The sequence below is a fragment of the Flavobacterium sp. AK-301 genome, from assembly GCF_058310215.1.
Map to the genome: position 1 here is coordinate 81,023 of NZ_JBZEES010000006.1, position 21,664 is coordinate 102,686.

The 21,664-nt window shown below is 33.9% G+C and carries 24 protein-coding genes; 6 read left to right on the plus strand and 18 right to left on the minus strand.

The window, feature by feature from the left end:
* Window positions 1–29 precede the first annotated feature (29 nt).
* From AC4FQX_RS10230 to AC4FQX_RS10240, 3 genes are all read left to right on the plus strand, one after another.
* On the plus strand, window positions 30–1,445 hold the full coding sequence (locus tag AC4FQX_RS10230; RefSeq protein ID WP_491167594.1) for a cation:dicarboxylate symporter family transporter: 1,416 nt from the start codon (window positions 30–32) through the stop codon (window positions 1,443–1,445).
* 87 nt (window positions 1,446–1,532) lie between these two features.
* Window positions 1,533–2,246, plus strand: a complete 714-nt coding sequence (locus AC4FQX_RS10235) for a helix-turn-helix transcriptional regulator (RefSeq protein ID WP_491167595.1) — start codon at window positions 1,533–1,535, stop codon at window positions 2,244–2,246.
* 58 nt (window positions 2,247–2,304) lie between these two features.
* On the plus strand, window positions 2,305–2,763 hold the full coding sequence (locus AC4FQX_RS10240; protein WP_491167596.1) for a GyrI-like domain-containing protein: 459 nt from the start codon (window positions 2,305–2,307) through the stop codon (window positions 2,761–2,763).
* A gap of 88 nt (window positions 2,764–2,851) precedes the next feature.
* Here AC4FQX_RS10240 and AC4FQX_RS10245 read toward each other — a convergent pair whose 3' ends face one another.
* The 11 genes from AC4FQX_RS10245 to AC4FQX_RS10295 all read right to left on the minus strand — a co-directional run bounded on the left by AC4FQX_RS10245 (window position 2,852) and on the right by AC4FQX_RS10295 (window position 13,855).
* Window positions 2,852–4,210, minus strand: coding sequence for a DEAD/DEAH box helicase (locus tag AC4FQX_RS10245; protein ID WP_491167597.1), 1,359 nt, complete (start codon window positions 4,208–4,210; stop codon window positions 2,852–2,854).
* Window positions 4,211–4,485: 275 nt separating this feature from the next.
* Entirely contained in the window at window positions 4,486–5,007 is a 522-nt protein-coding gene (locus tag AC4FQX_RS10250; RefSeq protein ID WP_491167598.1) for a hypothetical protein, read from the minus strand.
* Window positions 5,008–5,128: 121 nt separating this feature from the next.
* On the minus strand, window positions 5,129–5,647 hold the full coding sequence (locus tag AC4FQX_RS10255; RefSeq protein WP_491167599.1) for a hypothetical protein: 519 nt from the start codon (window positions 5,645–5,647) through the stop codon (window positions 5,129–5,131).
* A gap of 288 nt (window positions 5,648–5,935) precedes the next feature.
* Window positions 5,936–6,100, minus strand: coding sequence for a hypothetical protein (locus AC4FQX_RS10260; protein ID WP_491167600.1), 165 nt, complete (start codon window positions 6,098–6,100; stop codon window positions 5,936–5,938).
* Window positions 6,101–6,299: 199 nt separating this feature from the next.
* The gene (locus AC4FQX_RS10265; protein ID WP_491167601.1) at window positions 6,300–7,064 is read right to left on the minus strand and encodes a TIGR02757 family protein; all 765 of its coding nucleotides are present in this window, start codon (window positions 7,062–7,064) and stop codon (window positions 6,300–6,302) included.
* A 235-nt stretch (window positions 7,065–7,299) separates the two neighbouring features.
* Window positions 7,300–7,962 carry an ABC transporter ATP-binding protein gene (locus AC4FQX_RS10270; protein ID WP_491167602.1) on the minus strand — a complete coding sequence of 221 codons (663 nt, stop codon included), beginning with the start codon at window positions 7,960–7,962 and terminating at the stop codon, window positions 7,300–7,302.
* Between the two features lie 201 nt (window positions 7,963–8,163).
* Window positions 8,164–8,517, minus strand: a complete 354-nt coding sequence (locus tag AC4FQX_RS10275; protein ID WP_491167603.1) for a DUF4280 domain-containing protein — start codon at window positions 8,515–8,517, stop codon at window positions 8,164–8,166.
* Window positions 8,518–8,556: 39 nt separating this feature from the next.
* Window positions 8,557–9,147 (minus strand): hypothetical protein, encoded by a 591-nt coding sequence (locus AC4FQX_RS10280; protein ID WP_491167604.1) that lies wholly within the window; start codon window positions 9,145–9,147, stop codon window positions 8,557–8,559.
* A gap of 171 nt (window positions 9,148–9,318) precedes the next feature.
* Window positions 9,319–10,005 (minus strand): hypothetical protein, encoded by a 687-nt coding sequence (locus AC4FQX_RS10285; protein ID WP_491167605.1) that lies wholly within the window; start codon window positions 10,003–10,005, stop codon window positions 9,319–9,321.
* A gap of 75 nt (window positions 10,006–10,080) precedes the next feature.
* A complete protein-coding gene (locus AC4FQX_RS10290) occupies window positions 10,081–10,770 on the minus strand; it encodes a hypothetical protein (protein WP_491167606.1) in 690 nt (229 codons plus the stop codon).
* 1 nt (window position 10,771) lies between these two features.
* Window positions 10,772–13,855: a phage baseplate assembly protein V gene (locus tag AC4FQX_RS10295; RefSeq protein ID WP_491167607.1), complete on the minus strand. Its 3,084-nt coding sequence runs from the start codon at window positions 13,853–13,855 to the stop codon at window positions 10,772–10,774.
* A 313-nt stretch (window positions 13,856–14,168) separates the two neighbouring features.
* Here AC4FQX_RS10295 and msrA point away from each other — a divergent pair, with 313 nt between their 5' ends.
* On the plus strand, window positions 14,169–14,819 hold the full coding sequence (msrA, locus tag AC4FQX_RS10300; protein WP_491167608.1) for a peptide-methionine (S)-S-oxide reductase MsrA: 651 nt from the start codon (window positions 14,169–14,171) through the stop codon (window positions 14,817–14,819).
* 58 nt (window positions 14,820–14,877) lie between these two features.
* Window positions 14,878–15,177, plus strand: a complete 300-nt coding sequence (locus AC4FQX_RS10305; protein ID WP_491167609.1) for a hypothetical protein — start codon at window positions 14,878–14,880, stop codon at window positions 15,175–15,177.
* A 159-nt stretch (window positions 15,178–15,336) separates the two neighbouring features.
* Here AC4FQX_RS10305 and AC4FQX_RS10310 read toward each other — a convergent pair whose 3' ends face one another.
* The 6 genes from AC4FQX_RS10310 to AC4FQX_RS10335 all read right to left on the minus strand — a co-directional run bounded on the left by AC4FQX_RS10310 (window position 15,337) and on the right by AC4FQX_RS10335 (window position 20,566).
* Window positions 15,337–15,699, minus strand: a complete 363-nt coding sequence (locus tag AC4FQX_RS10310; protein WP_491167610.1) for a DUF6787 family protein — start codon at window positions 15,697–15,699, stop codon at window positions 15,337–15,339.
* Between the two features lie 28 nt (window positions 15,700–15,727).
* Window positions 15,728–16,153: a DUF6146 family protein gene (locus AC4FQX_RS10315; protein WP_491167611.1), complete on the minus strand. Its 426-nt coding sequence runs from the start codon at window positions 16,151–16,153 to the stop codon at window positions 15,728–15,730.
* A gap of 338 nt (window positions 16,154–16,491) precedes the next feature.
* Complete coding sequence (locus tag AC4FQX_RS10320; RefSeq protein WP_491167612.1) at window positions 16,492–17,088, minus strand: DUF937 domain-containing protein; 597 nt, start codon at window positions 17,086–17,088, stop codon at window positions 16,492–16,494.
* Between the two features lie 99 nt (window positions 17,089–17,187).
* Window positions 17,188–18,150 carry a D-2-hydroxyacid dehydrogenase gene (locus AC4FQX_RS10325; protein ID WP_491167613.1) on the minus strand — a complete coding sequence of 321 codons (963 nt, stop codon included), beginning with the start codon at window positions 18,148–18,150 and terminating at the stop codon, window positions 17,188–17,190.
* 193 nt (window positions 18,151–18,343) lie between these two features.
* A complete protein-coding gene (gene serC / locus AC4FQX_RS10330; protein ID WP_491167614.1) occupies window positions 18,344–19,414 on the minus strand; it encodes a 3-phosphoserine/phosphohydroxythreonine transaminase in 1,071 nt (356 codons plus the stop codon).
* A gap of 87 nt (window positions 19,415–19,501) precedes the next feature.
* On the minus strand, window positions 19,502–20,566 hold the full coding sequence (locus tag AC4FQX_RS10335) for an acyl-CoA reductase (RefSeq protein WP_491167615.1): 1,065 nt from the start codon (window positions 20,564–20,566) through the stop codon (window positions 19,502–19,504).
* 72 nt (window positions 20,567–20,638) lie between these two features.
* Here AC4FQX_RS10335 and AC4FQX_RS10340 point away from each other — a divergent pair, with 72 nt between their 5' ends.
* A complete protein-coding gene (locus tag AC4FQX_RS10340) occupies window positions 20,639–20,992 on the plus strand; it encodes a 4Fe-4S dicluster domain-containing protein (RefSeq protein ID WP_491167616.1) in 354 nt (117 codons plus the stop codon).
* 134 nt (window positions 20,993–21,126) lie between these two features.
* On the opposite strand, the gene AC4FQX_RS10345 is transcribed toward AC4FQX_RS10340, so the two are convergent.
* On the minus strand, window positions 21,127–21,651 hold the full coding sequence (locus tag AC4FQX_RS10345; RefSeq protein ID WP_491167617.1) for a hypothetical protein: 525 nt from the start codon (window positions 21,649–21,651) through the stop codon (window positions 21,127–21,129).
* Window positions 21,652–21,664 lie beyond the last annotated feature (13 nt).

Genomic DNA, 21,664 nt, shown 5'->3' on the forward strand with positions numbered 1-21,664 from the left:
AAAGTAACCCATGAAATAAAGATAAGCAAATGGAAGACGGTTTAATTTTTACAGGAAGTTTTTTCGAGAATTTTTTAGCTATAACACATTATCAGACCGTTATAAGTCTTATTTTATTAGTATTTGTATTTTTTATAATGAAAAAATTACAAGATAAGAAAGTGAGTTTTTCAGCTCGTATGTTTGTAGGGTTGGTTTTTGGAATTGTTTTAGGTTTGGGAATACAGATGGTTTCCGGTTTCCCCGTTCAGCCTGTTACATGGATGAAAGAGACCGCTATTTGGTATGGATTATTTGGAAGAACATTTATTGCATTCATTCGCATGTTAGTTATTCCTTTAGTTTTCGTTTCTATTGTAAAAGTGATTCTTGATTTTTCCGGTCATAAAAACCTTTTCAGGTTAACCGTTCGTGGTATTTTTTGGTTGTTATTTACTACCGGTATTGCCAGTATAGTTGGTATTATAGTAGCAAATATTTTTCATTTAGGAGAAAAACAGTTGGCTGTAGTTACAGATGTTCAGCAACGGGAATATACTAATTTAGTAGATACTTTTGTTCATTTAGTACCTAATAATATTGTGTCGGCAATGCATTCAGAAAATATTATGGGATTGGTATTATTTTCTGCTTTAGTAGGATTAGCAGCCAATAGAATGGAGAAAAAAAATTCAGAAACAATAGGACTCTTTAAAAAGTTGATGGAGGCTTTATATAAAATAGTGATGTCTATAACCATGACCATTATTAAATATATGCCTTATGCTGTAATTGCGCTATTATCCAGAACTATTATTTCAAATGGACTTTCTGCTATTGTAGAAGTTTCCGGTTTTGTACTGGCTATATACATAGCGACTTTTATCATGTTGCTTATCCATGTACTCATAGTGGCTCTGCATGGAATTTCTCCTTTTATGTTTGTGAAAAAATCCATATCGACCTGGTTAATGGCTTTTACAAGTCGTTCCTCTATCGGGACTTTACCTCTTACTATTTCTACTCTTACAACCCGTATGGGTGTGAACAGCGGAACTGCTAATCTGGTGGGTTCTTTGGGCAGCACTATGGGAATGAACGGATGTGCCGGTTTTTTTCCGGCATTGATTGTGATGATGGTAGCGCATATGACAGGGATTCAGATTGATGTTCAGTTTTATATTATGCTCGTTATTGTAGTCGTAATAGGTTCTATAGGAGTAGCCGGTATTCCCGGTACGGCAACTATTGCGGCTACTATCGTTTTATCAGGAATGGGAATGGGTGAATATTTTCCTTTAATTGGAATGGTACTGGCAGTAGATCCTATTATAGACATGCCCCGTACTCTTGCTAACGTTTCAGGAGCTTTAACTTCTGCAATAGTTACGGATAAAGAATTAAATACGATAGATATGACTGTATTTAATAATCCTCATGTTGTTTTAGACAATGAAGAGTTATAAATTTATTCTATTTTTTAAGTAAGCAGGATCTTTGAAGTTTGAAGAGATTAAAAAGGAGATCGTGTTTTAGCTATTACGGATATACAAATGAATAATAATGATTTAAAACGATTATCGAGACTAACAGCGATTTTGACACAATTGCAAACCAAACGGCTTTTAACGGCTTCGGAACTTGCTGCTAAATTTTCGGTTAGTAATCGTACCATTTATCGGGATATAAAAGCGCTGGAGCAAGCAGGTGTACCCATTTTTACAGAAGAAGGTAAAGGCTTTTCTATCATGGAAGGATATAGAATTCCACCTATAATGTTTACTGAGAGTGAAACCAATGCTTTGATAACTGCAGAACAGCTTGTTCTGAAAAATAAAGATATTTCTTTTATAAAAGACTATTCAGAAGCAATTAATAAAATTAAATCGGTTTTACGGTATACTACTAAAGATAAAATAGATTTACTTTCAAACCGTGTGGCTTTTCGACAAAATAATGAGAATGAAAAAACGAGCAGTCATTTATCGGTTTTACAATTGGCACTAACTAATTTTAATCTGGTTAAAATACAGTATTATTCCCCTGAAACAGATCAGACCACTAAAAGAACTATAGAACCTTTTGCAATATACAGTACACAGGAGAATTGGTTATTAATTGCTTTTTGTCGTCTTAGGGAAGATTTCAGAACCTTTCGCCTGGATAGAATTTTAAATCTGAATGTTCTTACTTCTTTATTTGAACCACATAAAATGACTCTTCAGGAATATTTTGAAATTTGTAAGCAAAAAAGTTATAACCCTTGACATAGGGCTGTCACAAGTGTGTTTTAGTTTTGTCTTATAATAATAAAAACTAAAAAATATGAATACTCAAAAAATTGAAAAATTTAATGTAATCGGTATTGCTATACGAACAACAAATGAAAACGGACAGGGAGCAATTGATATTCCTAAATTGTGGGATAGGTTTATAACAGAAAAAGTGATGGACAGAATACCTAATATAATAGACCATTCTGTATATTCTATTTATACAGATTATGAAAAAGATCATACAAAACCGTATACTACTATTTTAGGTTGTATGGTTGAAAATTTAGATACAATTCCGGAAGGAATGACCGGTAGAGTTATTGAAGGAGGTACTTATACTAAATATACTGCAAAAGGAAATCTGGCAGAAGATATTGTAGTAAATGAGTGGAATACAATATGGAATTCTGATCTGGACAGAACATTTACGGCAGATTTTGAAATATATGGAGAAAAAGCACAGGATTTTAAAAATGCTGAGGTAGATATATTCATTGCTGTTCGATAATTCTTCTGTTCTGTAAAGTTCTCTCAACTTTAAAAAGCAGAGTAATAAATTGAAGTTAAAACCAATAACAATAACGAAAAACTGAATATTATTTTTCGTTATTGTTATCTTTCCTTTTCTTTGCTCTGTTTTTTTCGACACCACGATTTCTCGGTTTTGTTTTTCGGGGTTTTGTTTTACCCGGTCCGCCGAGATTTACCTTTTTATTTTTGTCTTTTTTCTCATGAAAGGCACCATTCTCAGATAGTTTGACCTTTTTCATTAAGAATTTGGTTTTTTGTTTTACTTTTTCTGCTTCAATCAGAATGGTTGAAACTTCTACTTCCTCAGGGAAAGGTACAATTTCGATTTCCTGATTCATTAACAGTTCTACTTCGATCTTAAGATCTTCCTCTCTTGGCGTGATAAAACTGATTGCTGTTCCGGTGGCATCCGCACGTCCTGTTCGTCCGATTCGGTGCATATATAGTTCCGGTAATTCAGGAGCTTCAAAGTTGATTACATGGGAGATATTGGAGATATCCAGACCTCTTGCCATAATATCGGTTGTAATAATACCTCTCAAACTACCTTCCTGAAAAGAAGCCATCGTATTTAAACGATAGTTCTGGGATTTATTGGAGTGAATTACGCCAAACTGACCCGGAAAAGCTTCCTCAATACGTTCGTGAAGCATATCCGCAATCTTTTTATTATTGATAAAAACCAATACTCGTTCCAGACTTTCATCTGTTGCCAGTAAATGTTTTAATAAATTGATCTTGGTATTGAAGTTGGGTACGTTATAAGTGATTTGTTTTATGTTTTCCAGTGGTGTACCGGACGGGGCTAATGAGACTTCTTCAGGAAAATCAAAATAATCATTCAGAATCGCATCTACTTCTTCGGTCATCGTTGCTGAGAACAGGATGTTCTGACGTTTTGGTCTCATCATTGCCAGAATAGAGGTAAGCTGAACACGGAAACCTAAATTCAGCATTTCGTCAAATTCATCGATTACTAATTTCTGAGTCTCGTCAAAACGTAGGACATTATCCAGTGCCAAATCCATCATTCTTCCGGGTGTTCCTACCAGAATATCGATTCCGTTGTAGACTCCCTTTTTCTGTGTATTGATATTTACGCCTCCGTAAACGCCCAGTGTTCTGACAGACATGTATTTCGTCAGTTTTTCCACTTCATCGACTACCTGTACCACTAATTCACGGGTAGGAACGATAATCACTATTTTGGGCGTTTCTGTAGGTGTAAATTTGTATAACTTTAGTAATGGCAACAGATAAGCAAAGGTTTTACCGGTACCGGTCTGAGCGATTCCCATCATATCTCTTCCGGACATAATGACCTGAAATGACTTTTCCTGAATAGGAGTAGGAGTAGTGAATCCTAATTCGTCAATGGCTTTTTGTACGGATTTTGGAAGATTAAATTGTTCGAAAGTGCTCATAAAAGTTTATTATTTGGGCAAAGATACGTTTTTTTGGATGGCTTGATTGTTACTGGTTGATAGTTTATAATGGATAGTTTATAGTTTTTTTGTAAGAAGTGAAATATGAGACGTGAGAAGACAATATGGTTTTCTCTCCTGTGGAGGTGCGTCTGGAAGGTGGGTTTTAGTTGCTGGTTTTAAAATAATTCTTAATAGACAAAAATTGATTAGATATTAAAACGTAAAAACCCGGTAGATGATACCGGGTTTTTATTGTAATTGATTCTTGATTATTAACATTTATACCAAGGTTGACATACTGTCCATCCAAAGGCAGTCCAGCAAGTTCTACACCATGCTTTAGTTGATATTTCTGGTCTATTTTTTTCTACTGAAGAGGATATTAAATTCTGATAAAAAACAGTAGCTTCAATCTTTTTATACTCATCAGAGTTTTTGTCCAAACTGGAATTTTTTAATATAGTTTGTAAATGATCGGTATAAGCTTGATTATTCTCATATAAATTAGCATCTACTTCTTTGATTGTCTGATACACTGTTTCAGCCTCAACGGAAATTGTTTTGTTTTCTGGGATTTGCTGTGCAATAAGGGCAGTTACTTTTTCCCCGAATTCATCTGCTGAAACGCGATTTGAGATCAGTTGGTTGACTTTATTTTGTACTTCTGTAGCTTTTGCTAAATAAGGGTTCACATTTGAAGTGGTTCCTACATCAGCAACATTGTCTGACGAACATGAGCTTAATGCTAAAACTAAGCAAGATACTCCTAATAATGTATTGAATAATTTTTTCATAATTAATTTGTTAATATTTGTATTGTTTATAATAGCAATTTTAAGACTTGTTGTGTGGTTGTATGATTATTTGGAAAGAGTGTGTTTTACTGAAATAGATATATAGATATAGTATTCTTGATTATGAACACCAGTACCAATTACCACAATTTCCGTAGGGGCCGAAGCACCATCTGCACCATGCATTAGTAGATATTTCCGGTTTTGCATTTTCTACTGAGGAAGTCACTAAATTTATATAAAACACAGTAGCTTCTATTTTTTTATAATCATCAGAATTTCTATCCAGATTTGAATTCTTTACTATGGTTTGTAAGTGATCTATATAAGCCTGGTTGTCTTCGTATAGATTGGCGTCTGCTTCTTTTATAGCCTGTTGAATAGCTTCTGCTTCAGCGGAAACCGTTTTATCTTCCGGTAGTTGTTGTGCAATAAGTGCTGTTACTTTTTCTCCGAATTCATCGGCTGAAACGCGATTTGCGATCAGCTGGTTAACTTCATTTTGTACTTCTGTAGCTTTTGCTAAATAAGGGTTTACATTTGAAGTGGTTCCTACATCAGCAACATTGTCTGATGAACATGAGCTTAATGCTAAAACAAAGCAAGATACTCCTAATAATGTGTTGAATAGTTTTTTCATAATTGCTTAAAATTTAAATTAATTGGTAAATATTTATATTATTTTTGGTTATAAGAACAATTTTAAGGCAATATTTTTAAAGTAAAAAATTATTTTAACTTTATTTTTTGTTTTTAGAGTGTTTTTGAGGTAAAGCCGTAATATTTAAGTGTAAAAACCGTAAAAATATTTTGTTTTCGAATGAATATTTCATTTAAATGTTAATTTTTAAATGTTTTTTTTAATATTTCATTGTTTAAGTAAGGTGTTGTTTTTGTGTATTATGTTATGGTTTTTCCAGAAGTGTGCTTATATTGACTCGTTTATGTAATCGGTTTCAGTAAATGAATAGATAATGGTATGATTCTGATCTACAATAAAAACAGCCGGTACGAGTAAGGTGTTTTCCGGATTGTTATTGATTTCCGGTAAATGGATTTCTAATTGCTGATAATTGGGTAGAACAAAATCCAATAATCGCTGTGGAGCTCTGCTCTGTAAAGTCTCTGACTTTTACAGGAGTGAATAAAGGTCTCCTGACCTTTTAAATGGTATTCAATTCAGCTTATAGTATCTGTAAAAGATTGATAAATGTTTTTTCGAAATCAGAGATTTTGTGAAGCAAAGCAGATTTCGTCTAAATATCAAATAATCTAACAATCAATTCGGAAGATTAAAATTTTTCAAAAACGCCTAATCCGAAAAGAGCAAAATCATATTTTACGGGATCATTGGCATCCATTGCTCTCAGGCTGTTGTCTAATTGTTGTAATGCTTTGGCATCATTTTGTTTGCGTTCCAACAATCCTAGTTTACGGGCTACATTACCGGAATGAACATCTAAAGGACAGGATAATAAGGCAGGGGAGATGTTTTTCCAGATTCCGAAATCAACACCTGTTGTATCTTTTCGAACCATCCAGCGTAAAAACATATTGATGCGTTTTGCGGCAGAGCCGTTTAGAGGGTCGGAGATATGTTTTTGTGTTCGGGGCTGATGTTCTGTTTCAAAGAAAATTTTTTTGAACTCATGGATGCTGTTTTGTAGGTTTTTTGTTCCCTGATGTTGTACAAATACATTTTCCAGACCTCCGTGATTCGTGTAGATATTCTGTAGGCTTTTTATAAAACTATAAAGATCACCACCGTTAAAAGTTCGGTGTACAAAGTCCTGTAACGGTTCTAAATGAGAGTCATTATGAGATAGCACAAAATCATAGGGAGAATTACCCATAAGATCCATCATTCTCTGTGCGTTTTTAATAATCATTTTTCGGTTTCCCCAAGCGATTGTGGCACTTAGAAAACCGGCTATTTCAATATCTTCTTTTTGAGTATATAAATGCGGTATCTGAATAGGATCACTTTCAATAAAGTCAGGTTTATTATAGAGGATTACCTTTTCGTCAAGAAAGGATTTTAATTCGTTAGCGTTCATTGAGGGTTGATTGTCAGTTATTCAGTATTCAGTTTACAGTCACAGTATTTAGTATACAGTATTCAGTCACAGTAATCAGAAAACCTTTGCGTTCATTGCGGTTAAATTTAAAAGAGTCCAATGTTGTAAAGTTAGCTGAGCTGTTAATAATATTTCATTTTTTTAATACTTAAAATTGGTGTTGTAAAGTTTTCCAACTATCAACTATCAACTATCAACTATCAACTATCAACTATCAACTATCAACTAATCCGTCCGTCATAACTAGTTTTCGGTCTGCCATATCTGCTAATTCTTTGTTGTGTGTAACGATAACAAAGGTTTGTCCAAATTCGTCTCTTAACTGAAAAAACAACTGATGCAGATTTTCTGCGGAAACAGTATCTAAATTTCCGGAAGGCTCGTCGGCAAATATAATAGCGGGTTTATTGATTAGTGCTCTGGCTACGGCTACTCTTTGCTGTTCTCCACCGGAAAGTTCGCCCGGTTTATGATTTATTCTATGCGAAAGTCCTAAATAGTCTAATAACCGTTTAGCTTCTTTTTCAGTTTCTGCTGGTCCTTTACCTGCAATATAAGCAGGAATACAAACATTTTCCAGTGCTGTAAATTCCGGTAATAACTGGTGGAACTGGAAGATAAAGCCCAAATTCAGATTTCTGAATCGGGACATTGTTTTATCATTCATTTTCAGAATATCTTCACCATTAATCACTAAACTGGTTCCGTTTTCAGTCGTTGGAAGATCCAGTGTACCTAAAATCTGTAATAAAGTGGTTTTTCCTGCACCCGAAGCGCCTACAATAGAAACGATTTCTCCTTTTTCAATATGCAGATCTACGCCTTTAAGCACATGTAGTTTATCGTAATATTTATGTATATTTTTTGCTTGTATCATTCGTAACCGTTTTTACAAAGTTACAAATTTAGTTGATCGTTTTTGTGAAATGTAAAATGTAAGAAGTAAAATGTTATCGGTGGCTTAACACTGACTTTAAGACTTTCGACTCTTTTAAATTTAACCGCAAGGAATGCAAAGTTTTTTTAAATACTGATTACTGAGACTGGATACTGTAAACTGTGTACTAAATACTGATAACTAAACAGCACCATGAGATTCACTGTGTCCTTTAGTTTGAACGGTTATTATACCTCCTGTGGTACATTCACATACGGAAGTATCGAGTACAATATTGAATCCGTTGATTTTATCCATTGCAGCAACACCTGTCCAAATCAGACCGGAAGGAGCACAGGGTAAATAACCACCGGACGAAGGTTTTAATTTGCATTTTCCAAAGGGTTGTATATTCTCATTCGGTTTATTATCTCCGGTTGTTGCAATTGGTTTTTTTTCGATCACTGAAAAGTTCTGGGATGTAACGGTTAATTCAGTAACAGAATCTCCTTTATTACATTGTAATTGGGCGGTATCGGTTATTTTTTGTGGCATTGTAAATGATTAGAATTTTATGTTGTTTACTGTTGTTGTTTATTCATCAGGATAAATTTGTTCTTCTTTTTTTTCAATTACTTCTCCTGTTTCTCCATTTATGGTATATTCTATTTGCATATAGTCATTAAATCGTGTGGGCAGGATCGTAATATACCATAATGAAGGTTTTTTATCTTTATTTATTAAAATACTATTACGCGTAGGAACAAAGTTGAACGTAAAAGTTTCTCTATTATCAGCATCAAAACGCCCTTTACCCGTTTTTAAATTAATAAATCCTTCTTTTTCCATAAACTGGAGTATATGTTCCGGTTTGATTGCTCCAAATTTTTTATCTTCATTTATTTCTTTAATAAAATTACCTTGAGTATCATAATATTTCCAAATACCGATTCTTATACGTTTTCCTATAAGAGTTCCTTTATAACTCAATATTCCATTTTCATGAAAATCTTTATATATTTTAGTAAAAGAGGGTGTAGGAGGTATTTCATAGATTGCTGGGCTTTTACCACCCATAAGTTCTACTAGTGTACCATCAGGTTTCGTATAAAAACGTCCTTTAGAAATACTTTTTTCTGTTCGTATTTTATAATCCTCAAAATCGAATTTCTCATTGGTTCTCATCGTGTCTTGTTTTGTAGTACTATTATTTTGCCCATTACAGCAATATACTATACAGATTAATAGGACGAAAAGGGATGTTTTAAAAGCATGTTGCATTTTACTTTATTTTAGAGTTTAATGGTTTTTATTGGCAGTGAAAAATATTTTTTGATATAGAATTATAATTTATTTTTATTCCTCTAAAAAAAATCTTTCTACTTTTTTCTCGATTACTTCTCCTGTCTCTCCATTTATAGTATATTCTATTTGCATATAATCATTAAATCGGGTAGGTAGGATTGTGATATACCATAGAGGAGGTTTTTTAGTAGCACTTATTAAAACACTATTACGAGTAGGAACAAATTCTAATGTAAAAGTTTCTCTATTATCAGCATCAAAACGTCCTTTACCTGTTTTTAAATTAATGAAATCTTCTTTTTCCATAAATTGCAATATATTATCTGGTTTGATTGCTCCAAACTTTGCATCTTCATCAATTTCTTTGATGAAATTACCTTGTTCATCATAATACCGCCAAGTTCCTATACTCAAGAATTTACCTATTATTTGTCCTTTGTAATGTAATATTCCATTTTCATGAAAATCTTTGTATATGTTAAAAAAAGTAGGAGGAGGGGGAGTTTCCCTGATTGCGGGGCTTTTACTGCCTATCATTTCTACTTTAGTTCCATCTGATTTAATATATTTATGACCATATGTAGGGTCTTTTTCTTTCCTTTTTTTATAATCCTCAAAATCGAATTTTTCATTTGTTCTCATGATATTTTGTTTTGTGGTACTGTTATTTTGCCCATTACAGGAATATAAAGTACAGATTAGTATTGCGAAAATGTAGACTTTAAAAGGTTGTAGCATTTTACTTTATTTTAGAGTTTAAAACTTTCCATTGCCAGTGAAATAGTTTTTTTGAACTAGAATTATAATTTAGTTTTATTCATCAGGATAAATTTGTTCTGTTTTTTTCTCAATTACTTCTCCTGTTTCTCCATTTATAGTATATTCTGTTTGTGTATAGGCATTGTAGTCATCGGAGAATATCATAATATACCATAGTGGAGGTTTTTTATTATTGCTTATTAAAACGCTGTTACGAGCAGGAACAAAATTTAAAGTAAAGTTTTCGTTACCAGAATCGTCAAAACGTCCTTTACCTGTTTTTAGATTAATAAAGCCTTCTTTTTCCATAAACTGGAGTATATATTCCGGTTTGATTTTACCAAATTTCTCATCTTCATTAATTTCTTTGATGAAATTTCCTTGTGTATCATAGTATTTCCAAACACCTGTTTTTACATTATTTCCAATTATAATCCCTATCCAATATAAATTTCCATTTTCATGAAACTTTTTGTATATTTTGGTAAAAGAAGGAGCGGGGGGAGTTTCATAGATTGCGGGTGCTTTGCCATCTGTTAACTCTATAATTGTTCCATCGGATTTTTTATAAATATGTCCATATAGAGGATCAGTTTGTAATCTTTTATTATAATCCTCAAAGTCAAATTTTTCATTAGTTCTCATGGTCTCTTGTTTAATAGTCGTATTATTGTGTTGTCCATTACAGGAGCATATTATACTGTTTAATAGTACTAAAATATAGATTTTGAAAGGTTGCAGCATCTTATTTTATTTTAGAATTTAATACTTTCCATTGCCAATGAAATAAACTTCTTCTTGGAATAGGTGGTTTAGCTCCATGGCTATAATCCATAATATTATCCGTTTTTTGAGCCTGATAAGTATAGGCTGCACGTTTACTACCATCAAAGGTATGCGGTAATCCCATAGCATGGAACAGTTCATGAGCAATCGTTGCTTTTTTATGTTTATGAAAATAAGCACCAAAGGTTGAATTAGGATAAGCATAACCATTGAGTCCGGGGCAGGGTTCTCCTATAAAAAATACCTGATAATAATCTTTATAAAGATCGTTAAACTGACTTTTTAGTTCACTTTCTAAAAAAGTTCTGAGCAATCTATGCCAATTTTTAGAATATTCTTTAGGATTACTCCCTTTTATATAATATTTTTTAGGGTCTAAAGAATAGACTCCTCCTTTCTGACTGCAAAACTGATCTCTAAAAGTAGACGATCCGGAATTACTACTGGTGGCATCTAATGTTACTTCTGTTATGGAAGGGATGACCAGTGCCTGATTGAGACATTGAATAAAAAAATCTTTCCCCCCTGTCGTGGGGATTCCTGTTTTTTCTCCATTAAAATCTGTTTTTACTTTTACAAATACTACTTTAATTGGTTTTTGATATACTGCAGTATTAGGTAAAATGCGTAGTTGTCCGCATATTTTATCGGCTATTTTTACCTGTAATAGTTGTTCTGTATCAAAAGCTTTTGTACAGGTGATTTGTAAATAATTATTCAGATCATATTTCCCTTTTTTAGGAGTTAGCTCTGCTGTATTGAGTTGCAGATAATCGGTTGCTTTTTTATTGATAAATTCAAAGGTTATTTTTTCTTCGGGTAGTTCCTCTATATCGACTTTTAAATTAAGAATCGCTTTTTTATTAAGCATTAATGTCAGTACAGGAGTAGGGTATAGATAGGGTTTTCCTTTTCGTGATTTCCAGCCTATTATTAAGTTGGTATAGCTCCTGAGTTTTTTATCATACATTTTGAGATCTTTGATAAAATTACTATTCCACTTATTACCATTACCAAATACGGTAACGTTATCTGCTTCATGGTATTTTCCTAAAATATGTCCAAACCAGTTATCGCCGGGCATACCGGTATCGCCACCTCTTAGCCAGTCAAAACCATATTCTCCGTCATAATTGGCATGTGGTCTGAAATGTACCAGACATTTTGCGGTTATTTCCTCTTTTACCGTTTCATATTCCTCTGCAATATTGCTTTGCTGGGTTCCTGCTGCTGCTTTTACTTCTGTAGTTCCTCCGGAATTGATAACCGTACTTTCATCACTATGCAGGAATAGTTTTTGCTGTCCTGCGAGTACCATTTCCGGACTTTCCATTTTTATTTCGTTGTGACTGTTTATTAATGCTTTGCCACTAAACAGATGCATGAATCCACTGATTATCTGCTGCATAAAAGGAACAACAATAAGCATTTTCTGTACAACAGTAAACTTGAGGGTATTTCCAATATTCAGATTCATGTTTTCTGTTGCGTTGAACGTGATGTTTTTTGCATTAAAAATCATTCCTTCGGGTGCTGTTGTGGTAAGAGTACGTGTAGCAGAGTCAAAATGCAGAATAATACCACTGTTCTCTTTAATGGTTATACTTTCATTTTGGGCAGTGTCGTTCATTTCTATTACATTACCGCTTCGGGAACGCATAAATTTTATATCATTATTGGCAGTAGTATATTCGGGTAATTCTTTTCCGTTATAATTGGCTCCGGATACATAAGGAGCATCGGGATTATTACCCTGAAAGGAAACGAATACTTCTTCACCAATTTCCGGAATAAAATAAAATCCTTTTCCGCCGCCCGCATAAAGTGTCTGTACTCTGAGCCAGTCGCTTTTATTTTCTCCTGTACGATTACTCCAGAAATACTCTACTCGTATACGTCCCATTCCTTTTGGGTCGTTATTGTCTATTACAATTGCAGGCTGGTCATAAGCAAATCCATCGGGATTTAATCCGGTATAAGGCGGTTGTGAGCAGTCTATGGGAATAGCTTCAAAGAGATTGAGAAGGTTTCCTGTGCTTATGCTGTAAAAGCTACATTTTGTAATGATTGCATGATGAACGATTTCTTTGTTATGGATAATTATAATCTGTCCTATATTAATTGGTTCTCGTGTTTCGGCAGTATAAGTGACCATTTGTGCTGCTTTTCCGGCAGTATGTAGCTGATTCAGCTGATCCATGTTTTTCTGATTGCCAATTGTGGGTGTGTAATTATGGAAAGGATTCTGTAAATTCCTTTTTTGTTTATATTGCTGATCTTGTGCATCAAGGGCACTTTTCATCAGATCGTCTGTAAAATGGCTGTTGGTATGTTCGAGTATAGAGCTGATTTGAGTGGCTTTATTGGGATCATAACCGGAAACAGCAGATCGGTTAGCTGTTAACTCGACATTCATTCCGAAGCTTCTCAGATGTTTCCCGTTTTTAAAAGTGGTTTTAGTCTCTTTTATATTTCCAAATTGTAAACGGGTACCATCCCAGTAAAACCATTCTCCATATTGTCTGGCTAATCGGGTCAGGTATTCCCAGTCGGTTTCGTTAGACTGTAACGAGCTGGGGATTCTTTCTGTATATCGGGGAGTGATATGCTCAGGTTCCCATAATCCCTGAATATGGTTTTGTAAGGTATCTTTAGCGATCTCGGATAATGTTTTGTTCAGATGCAGACGGTTTATTTTCATATCGCCCATAGCGACTGTATGGCTTTTTCCGGTAACCATGAATCCGGAGGTTGCACCGTCAAGGTTAATCATCTTTAATCCGGTAATCAGCCCTTTATAATAGATTTCCTTTCCGGCTTCTGTATATAAAGTGAAAAAAATTTCATCATCAAGATATTTATTGATATATCCAAAATCTTCGTGCGCATTAGTCATTAGATCATCGGATATACGCCACAAAAAGCGGAAGCTGCTATGAGAAAGAATTTCCTGATGTATTTCCAGATCAGAGAAATTTACAAACTTATCATACAAAGGAATGCGTATAATGATTCTTTTTTTAATGTTATTGGCTCTATTCATAAAATTATATTATAAATTGAAAATCAGAGAAATATTGTGAGTTTTCTCTGTTCTCAGCCATATCCTAAATCATTTCGATTAATTATTTAACATTACAAACTTAATTATATTTTTATGAAATTATTACGGATTTCCATATTTATTTTATTATTATTTTAAATTAAAGTTTGCTTCGTTATTGTTTTGTGTTGTTATTCGTATAATGTAATTTGTTTTTGGGACCGAATAATTTTGATATATAAAGTTTAGTTAAGAAAAGAAGTATTGTTTTGTTAATTTCTTAAATTTGAGAAACAGGTAAAAGTAACAAAAGATGAAAAAAATAGTAGGTTTAGTATTAGTTATGTTATCTTTTTCGTGCCAGTCAAAAGAAGAGAAAAATATCGTTAGCTTTGAGAAACAAAAAGAACCAACCTTTATGGAAATAAAAGAATTTGAGATTGCAACGCTTGCCGGAGGCTGTTTCTGGTGTACAGAAGCTGTTTTTTCAGAATTAAGCGGCGTTAAAAAAGTGGTTTCGGGATATACAGGAGGAATAACTAAAAATCCAACTTACAGAGAGGTTTCTGCCGGAACAACAGGGCATGCAGAAGCTATTGAAATTACTTTTGATCCCAAAGTGATCTCTTATAAGGATATACTGGAAATATTTTTTGCTACTCATGATCCTACTACTTTAAACCGACAGGGAGCGGATATGGGTACGCAATACCGAAGTGAAATATTCTATCACAGCGAACAGCAGAAAGAAACAGCTCAGGCAATGATTGCTGATCTGGATTCTCAAAATCTGTTTGGTAAAAAAATAGTAACTAAATTATCACCGGCAACCGTATTTTATAAAGCAGAAGATTATCATCAGGATTATTACAGCCTGAATTCAGGTCAGCCGTATTGTCAGATGGTTATTAGTCCGAAGCTTGAAAAGCTGAAAAAGAAATATGCTTCTAAGCTTAAAAACTGATATTTGTTATTTGGTATCAAATTTGATAGTACAGTCAGTAAATTATTAAATTAATAAAATGGCAGAAGAAGTTCAGATTCAAACGAAAACAGATAATAAGATCAGCAAATTAATGTTAGGTCTGTTACTGGATGCAGTAGGAATGATGTCTTATATAATTCCCGGAGCAGGGGAGTTTATAGATATTATCTGGGCACCGATATCCGGTTTGATATTAGCTAAAATGTATAAAGGAACAGTGGGTAAAGTAGCGGGTATTATTTCTTTTATTGAGGAAGCAACACCCGGCTTGGATATTATCCCGACGTTTACTTTAACATGGGTGTATACCTATCTTATTAAAGGAGAGAAGTCCTAAGTTAGTTGATAGTTTTGTGAGAGGGTTTAACCGCAATGGGCGCAAAGATTTACGCAAGGTTCGCAAAGGTTTTCTGAGTACTATATACTAAAACTGTGAACTGAGTACCGAAACTGATTACTGTAAACGAAATACTCTTTTTCTGTTGTACGTAAGGTTTTATCTTTCTTCCTGATTCTTTTTTTCTGATTCTTTCTTCTTGACTCTTTCTTCTTTTTTCTCAGAGAACAGAAACCCCAGCCCCATACTTCGGAGCATCTTTTTTTCAAATTCCCAGAAGAATCTGAACTGTCCTGATAAAAAACCAAAAAGAACCAATAATACCTGATAAGCAGGAAAGATTACAATCAGCCGAATGGGGATATAAAGCCACATTGAAAGGTTTTCTTTTGTTATTCCTATCCAGTTGGTAACTGGTTTAGATAAATAAGCGGAAGCAGAACCTGTAATGGCGAAAACGATAAAAATGATAACTAATTGATAATTTGAGGTTACTCCCCAATGTTGTTTTAACTTTTTCATAAATTATAAAAAAGCAAATATAGAGGATTTAATTTCTAGGAACAAAACCTGCAAGTCTCTGATTGTATTTATTCTGAAAATAGATAAAATAATTATACAACATATAATTTACCTCATAACCGTAATCAATTCCACTTTCATAGTCAATCCTCATACTATACAAATCTGGATTATATGTAAAAGGCTGATTAACACGACTATTCCATTCGGATGTATAAATTCTATTTTTCTGTTCCAGATAGTTCTGACCGTAATAATGTCTTGGTTTTGCAATGGAATTGACATAAGTAGAAAATCCGGGATCAAGAATTATAATTTCATAGCCGATACTGTCATTTGCAATTCGGATGGTATCATTGGTTGTTTTACCGGAAGCAAATTTACTGCTGTATTGTGATTTACAACCTATAGCAATTATTCCTATAACTGCTAATGCTAAAAAATAGTTTTTCATTTTTAAAATAGTTTAGCTTGGTGAAATTTAAAAATTGATGTCAGTAAAATAATGAACTATTCAGTTTGTAGTGTTTAGTTTCAGTAAACAGTAATTAGTTCGCAGTTATCGGTGCTCAGTTCACAGTTTTAGTATATAGTACTCAGAAAACCTTTGCGAACCTTGCGTAAATCTTTGCGTCCTTTGCGGTTAAATTTAAAAGAGTTGAAAGTCTGACATCGAAAGTCTTAAAGTCAGCTGAGCTACAAAACTATCAACTGTAAACTATCCACTAAATAAAGGTACAAAAAAACACCGATGGCTACATCGGTGTTCTGATAATATTAAGAATTGAATTACTATTTCTTGAAAAGATTACCAAGTAATGAAGATCCCATTTTCATAAGATCATCTTTAATGTCTCCATCTCCGTTTTTATCAATTAGAGAGGTAAGAATAGAAGAGTTTCCTCCGGACGACTGACCACCCATAAGGCCACCCAACATATCCATTAATCCCCCTCCATTAGACACATTACTTTGTTGTGTTTGTTTTGCAAGATACGCCATAACAAGTGGAGCGGCTATTTTTAATATTTGACCAACCTGACCTGCAGATACTCCTGTTTTTTCACTTACAGCAGTTTCAACAGCACTTTGTTTATTCCCGAAAACGTGACCTAATATACCTGCTCCGTCAGAAGAATCGCTTCCTCCTAAGAATCCGGATAGATTGTCTAAAATACCGCCGTCATGTTTTCCTCCTGTTAATGCAGAAAGTAAACTTTCAGCACCATCGGATGTAGAAGCGTTATTTTTCATTCCGCCAATTAAGGCAGGCAGGGCAGATGTTAATACAGCAGAAGTATCATTTGTACTTGTTCCTGTTTTTTGACTAACACCTTCAATAATTTGTTTTCCCAAATCACTGTTCACTAAGTCTAGAATACCACTCATAAATTTTTATAGTAAATTTATTAAAAAAAAGAACCCGAACACAGATCGCTGTGTCTGTCAGTTATTTTATAGATTATTTAACTATTTAAAGAACAATTACTATGCCATCTCTGTTTTTAAAAGGCGTATAATCTGTTCTGCTAATTCTGTACCGATTCTATCCTGTGCTTCTCCTGTTGCAGCCCCGATATGAGGTGTTAAAGAGATTTTCGGATGCATCAGAATCTGAACGGCTGGAGTTGGCTCCTGTTCAAAAACATCCAGTCCTGCAAAAGACAGTTTTCCACTGTCCAGAGCTTTTATTAATTCTACTTCATTAATAACGCCACCACGGGCAGCATTCACTATTGCCGCACCGTCTTTCATTAGACTGATTTCTTTTTCTCCGATAACATAACCTTCCTGAGCAGGTACGTGAAGCGTAATAAAGTCAGAATGTTTATAGACGTCTTCCAGTGGTTCAGTCACAATATTTACATTTATGAACTGACCATTATAGAAATCTACTTTTATTTCAGCATTGCCTACAAATTTATCTGCAGCAATTACTCTCATTCCTAATCCTAATCCTATTTTTGCTACGGCACGTCCAATTCGACCAAAACCAATAATACCTAATGTTTTACCTCTTAGCTCAATTCCGTCTCCATAAGCTTTTTTCAGATCGTTGAATTTAGTGTCTCCTTCTAGAGGCATGCTTCTGTTAGAATCGTGTAAAAAACGAACTCCTGAGAATAAATGTGCAAAAACCAGTTCTGCAACGGATTCTGATGAAGAAGCAGGGGTATTGATTACATGAATGCCTTTTGATTTAGCATATTCTACATCAATATTATCCATTCCTACGCCACCGCGTCCTATTACTTTCAAGGTTGGACAATTGTCAATAATATCTTTTCTTACTTTAGTAGCGCTGCGAACTAAAAGTACATCAACAGAATTTGTATTGATGAAATTAGCGACCTGTTCCTGTGCTACTTTCGTTGTGATTACTTCAAATCCGCCTTTTTCTAAAGCCTTGATTCCGCTTTTAGAAATACCATCATTTGCTAATACTTTCATTTTATAATTTATTTGATATTCAGATATTTTTATAATACATCCTGCTTTGAATTTGCTTGAAATTAAGGTAAGATGTAAGAAGTAAAATGTAAATAGAGATCGTTGATTGTTCCGGTTGAAAAGGTTTTATCGAATCTCTTTCTTCTTGATTCTTTCTTCTTTTTTCTAAATATGTCTGAATTTATTATTATATCTATACTTGTTTCTCTAATGCCTGCATTGCATCTACTAATATCTGTACACTTTCCAGAGGCAGAGCGTTATACATGGAAGCTCTGTAACCTCCTACGGAACGGTGACCGTTTAGTCCGTTGATTCCTGCTTCTTTCCATAATTTATCAAAAACAGGGGCGTGTTCTTCATTTACTAATAAGAAGGTGGCATTCATTTTGGAACGATCTTCCTTTTTAGCGGTTCCTGTAAATAAAGGGTTTCTGTCAATCTCATTGTACAATAAAGCAGCCTTGGCATTGTTTATTTTTTCAATAGCAGGAATACCTCCCTGATTTTTTAACCATTGTAAAGTAAGAAGAGAAGTATAAACCGCAAAAACAGCAGGTGTATTATACATACTTTCTTTATCGATATGTTGCTGATAATCCAGAATACCCGGAATAGTTCTGCCTGTTTTTCCTAATATGGATTCTTTGATAACAATTAATGTTACTCCGGCAGGGCCCATATTTTTCTGAGCTCCGGCATAGATAATATCAAATTTGGAAAAGTCCAGCTGACGGGAGAAAATATCAGAACTCATATCGCAGACTACAGGAATATCCAGATCAGGAAAAGTGTTCATCTGGGTTCCGAAAATAGTATTGTTACTGGTACAGTGGAAATAATCAGCATCTGAAGGTATAGAATAATCCTTTGGAATATGATTAAAATTATCTTCTTTCGAAGAAGCAACGATAACTGTTTCACCAAAAGCTTTCGCTTCTTTAATAGCGTTGTTAGCCCATGTTCCGGTATTCAGATAAGCTGCTTTTCCATTTACTTTCATCAGGTTGTAAGGAACTCTTAAAAACTCTAAACTGGCTCCTCCCTGGAGAAATAGAGCCTGATATCCTTTTCCCTGAAGACCTAACAATTCTAAAGCCAGACTTCTGGCTTCTTCCATAACAGGAATGAAATCTTTACTTCTATGTGAAATTTCTAATATAGATAATCCTGAGTTATTAAAATTTAAAACGGCTTGTGCGGCTTTTTCAAAAACCTCTTGTGGCAGGATACATGGTCCTGCACTGTAGTTGTGCTTTTTCATTATAGTAATTGTAGTTGTTAACCAAAAAATTAAATAACAAATTTCTTAAAAATAACTGGATAAAGTCTTATAAAAAACGTTTTGTTTCTATAAAATTTGTGATAAAAATGTAATTGTATCTACATTATCTGCATAGTCCCATAAATCAGGCTTTTGTGTTTGTCCAAAGGGGATACTTTCGGGAATAAGGTTGTCACTTACAATACATTGAATTTGTTCTTTTTCTTTTTCAATACGTTTCTTAAGATCTTTCAGATCTGTATAATACTCATAGAATATACTCGAAATGGGAGAGCTGTAGCTGATATCTTCTTTTAATGTGATAAAGCCATTATCAGTTAACTTATAGTTGCTCATTAAAAATACGGCTTTATTATAATCATAATTATTAGCGTACTTTTCATAATGTATTATATCTCTGTATTCGAATATAGCTTCGAAGAATTCTTTAAAATCATAGTCTTTTGGAACAAATAATTTAGAGACATTACGACAACCTAAACCGAAATATCTAAAAATATCTTCTCCCAGATTGACCAGTTGTTCTTTTGTTTCCTTACCGTGTAATACTGCAATAGAATTTCTGTTTTTCCTGATAATAGAAGGTTTGTCTTTAAAGTAATATTCAAAATATCGGGCAGTATTGTTACTTCCTGTCGCAATAACGGCATCAAAACCGATTAATTTTCCTTCTGTAAATGTGATAAAGTCTTTCATTTCAAAAGCAACGGCAATCATATAATCTGCCAGAAAGGGTAAAAGGTGCTGATCATTAGAAGAGGTTTTTACCTGTACTTTATGCCCTGAGATTAAAACAGATAAAAAATCATGAAAACCCACTAACGGAACATTCCCGGCAAGGATTAGTCCGATTGTTTTTGGAGTTTCCGGTTCGAGATTTGTATAGTTTGATAGCCAGGTATTTATGTTTTTTTCTGTTAAAGCAGAAGCCCATGACTGAACAGCAAAATAAACCTGCTCCTGTGTATACCATCCATTGTGAGATTGTGATAATTCAATTAGATCTATGAACCTCTGATAAAATAAATCGTTCTGTAAAACAGACGCTTTCTTAACATTGTTGTTTAAAGAGAATTGATTTAAAAATTCTCCTAAATGGATAAAAAGATTTTTTTTCTCAGCTAAGGTCATATTGATTTGGTTTTAAATACTTTTGGGCGTAAATTTGTGCAAATTTAAGGTTTATAAATTAAAATTAAGCTTATGGCAATCATAATAACCGACGAATGTATTAATTGTGGCGCATGTGAGCCGGAATGTCCAAATACAGCTATATATGAGGGGGCAGATGACTGGAGATATAAAGACGGAACAAAACTAACCGGTAAGATTGTTTTACCTAGTGGTGAAGAGGTTGATGCAGATGAAACTCAGATACCTATTTCAGATGATATTTATTTCATAGTTCCCGGTAAATGTACAGAGTGTAAAGGATTTCATGATGAGCCACAATGTGCTGCAGTATGTCCGGTAGACTGTTGTATTCCGGATGATAATCGTGTTGAAAGTGATGAAACACTGTTAAACAGACAGGCATTTTTACATGGAGAGGACTAGAAACGATTAAGGCATAAAATAATAAAATCCCGAAAATTCTTTCGGGATTTTTTATTGGTATAAAAATGATAATGAAAAACCCTAAAAAAATCCTGTTTTAAAACAGGATTTTTTTGGTGATTTTATAAAGTTATTTATTTCGTGAAAGTAAAAGTTTCCACAATAACATTATCTGTGTTCTCATCATATCTTTCTAAAACAAGATTACCGTCAGCATCAAAGAATCCGAAAGAAATACCATCTTTTGTTTTATAGATCCAGTTGTTATTAGGTGTTTTTCTTAAGATACCTAAGTTTCCGTCTTCGGCTGTACTAACGTTATAACCGGCTCCTTCGGATGTGAACTCATATTGTTTGCCATTAAGACTATATAAGCTAGATCGGCTGCTTAAAGTTTCGACTACTTTACCATCTTTGGCTACAGTAACTTTTTTAGTAACCTGAACAGGTGTGTTTTTCACGTCACGAACATTTTTGTGAGCAGCAGAGGTTTTGGTTTCTACATCCTGAACAGCTTCTATCTCTTCTGTTTTTACAGTTGGAGTACCGTTGTTTACTTTAATGATAGTTGTTTTGGTTTCTTTTACTACATTTTTGTTTTGAGCATTTATTGTAAAACAAAATAATAATGTCATAATGCTCGAAATTGCAATTTTCATAATACCTGTGTTT

Excerpts from the sequence above, each read along its gene's own strand:
- serC (WP_491167614.1), bottom strand. The coding sequence starts at position 19,414 with ATGAAAAAGCACAACTACAGTGCAGGACCATGTATCCTGCCACAAGAG.
- AC4FQX_RS10235 (WP_491167595.1), top strand. The coding sequence starts at position 1,533 with ATGAATAATAATGATTTAAAACGATTATCGAGACTAACAGCGATTTTG.
- AC4FQX_RS10310 (WP_491167610.1), bottom strand. The coding sequence starts at position 15,699 with ATGAAAAAGTTAAAACAACATTGGGGAGTAACCTCAAATTATCAATTA.
- AC4FQX_RS10230 (WP_491167594.1), top strand. The coding sequence starts at position 30 with ATGGAAGACGGTTTAATTTTTACAGGAAGTTTTTTCGAGAATTTTTTA.
- AC4FQX_RS10255 (WP_491167599.1), bottom strand. The coding sequence starts at position 5,647 with ATGAAAAAACTATTCAACACATTATTAGGAGTATCTTGCTTTGTTTTA.
- AC4FQX_RS10265 (WP_491167601.1), bottom strand. The coding sequence starts at position 7,064 with ATGAACGCTAACGAATTAAAATCCTTTCTTGACGAAAAGGTAATCCTC.
- AC4FQX_RS10335 (WP_491167615.1), bottom strand. The coding sequence starts at position 20,566 with ATGACCTTAGCTGAGAAAAAAAATCTTTTTATCCATTTAGGAGAATTT.
- msrA (WP_491167608.1), top strand. The coding sequence starts at position 14,169 with ATGAAAAAAATAGTAGGTTTAGTATTAGTTATGTTATCTTTTTCGTGC.
- AC4FQX_RS10340 (WP_491167616.1), top strand. The coding sequence starts at position 20,639 with ATGGCAATCATAATAACCGACGAATGTATTAATTGTGGCGCATGTGAG.
- AC4FQX_RS10325 (WP_491167613.1), bottom strand. The coding sequence starts at position 18,150 with ATGAAAGTATTAGCAAATGATGGTATTTCTAAAAGCGGAATCAAGGCT.
- AC4FQX_RS10290 (WP_491167606.1), bottom strand. The coding sequence starts at position 10,770 with ATGCTGCAACCTTTCAAAATCTATATTTTAGTACTATTAAACAGTATA.
- AC4FQX_RS10275 (WP_491167603.1), bottom strand. The coding sequence starts at position 8,517 with ATGCCACAAAAAATAACCGATACCGCCCAATTACAATGTAATAAAGGA.
- AC4FQX_RS10320 (WP_491167612.1), bottom strand. The coding sequence starts at position 17,088 with ATGAGTGGTATTCTAGACTTAGTGAACAGTGATTTGGGAAAACAAATT.
- AC4FQX_RS10270 (WP_491167602.1), bottom strand. The coding sequence starts at position 7,962 with ATGATACAAGCAAAAAATATACATAAATATTACGATAAACTACATGTG.
- AC4FQX_RS10245 (WP_491167597.1), bottom strand. The coding sequence starts at position 4,210 with ATGAGCACTTTCGAACAATTTAATCTTCCAAAATCCGTACAAAAAGCC.
- AC4FQX_RS10240 (WP_491167596.1), top strand. The coding sequence starts at position 2,305 with ATGAATACTCAAAAAATTGAAAAATTTAATGTAATCGGTATTGCTATA.
- AC4FQX_RS10285 (WP_491167605.1), bottom strand. The coding sequence starts at position 10,005 with ATGCTACAACCTTTTAAAGTCTACATTTTCGCAATACTAATCTGTACT.
- AC4FQX_RS10305 (WP_491167609.1), top strand. The coding sequence starts at position 14,878 with ATGGCAGAAGAAGTTCAGATTCAAACGAAAACAGATAATAAGATCAGC.
- AC4FQX_RS10280 (WP_491167604.1), bottom strand. The coding sequence starts at position 9,147 with ATGAGAACCAATGAGAAATTCGATTTTGAGGATTATAAAATACGAACA.
- AC4FQX_RS10315 (WP_491167611.1), bottom strand. The coding sequence starts at position 16,153 with ATGAAAAACTATTTTTTAGCATTAGCAGTTATAGGAATAATTGCTATA.
- AC4FQX_RS10295 (WP_491167607.1), bottom strand. The coding sequence starts at position 13,855 with ATGAATAGAGCCAATAACATTAAAAAAAGAATCATTATACGCATTCCT.
- AC4FQX_RS10345 (WP_491167617.1), bottom strand. The coding sequence starts at position 21,651 with ATGAAAATTGCAATTTCGAGCATTATGACATTATTATTTTGTTTTACA.
- AC4FQX_RS10250 (WP_491167598.1), bottom strand. The coding sequence starts at position 5,007 with ATGAAAAAATTATTCAATACATTATTAGGAGTATCTTGCTTAGTTTTA.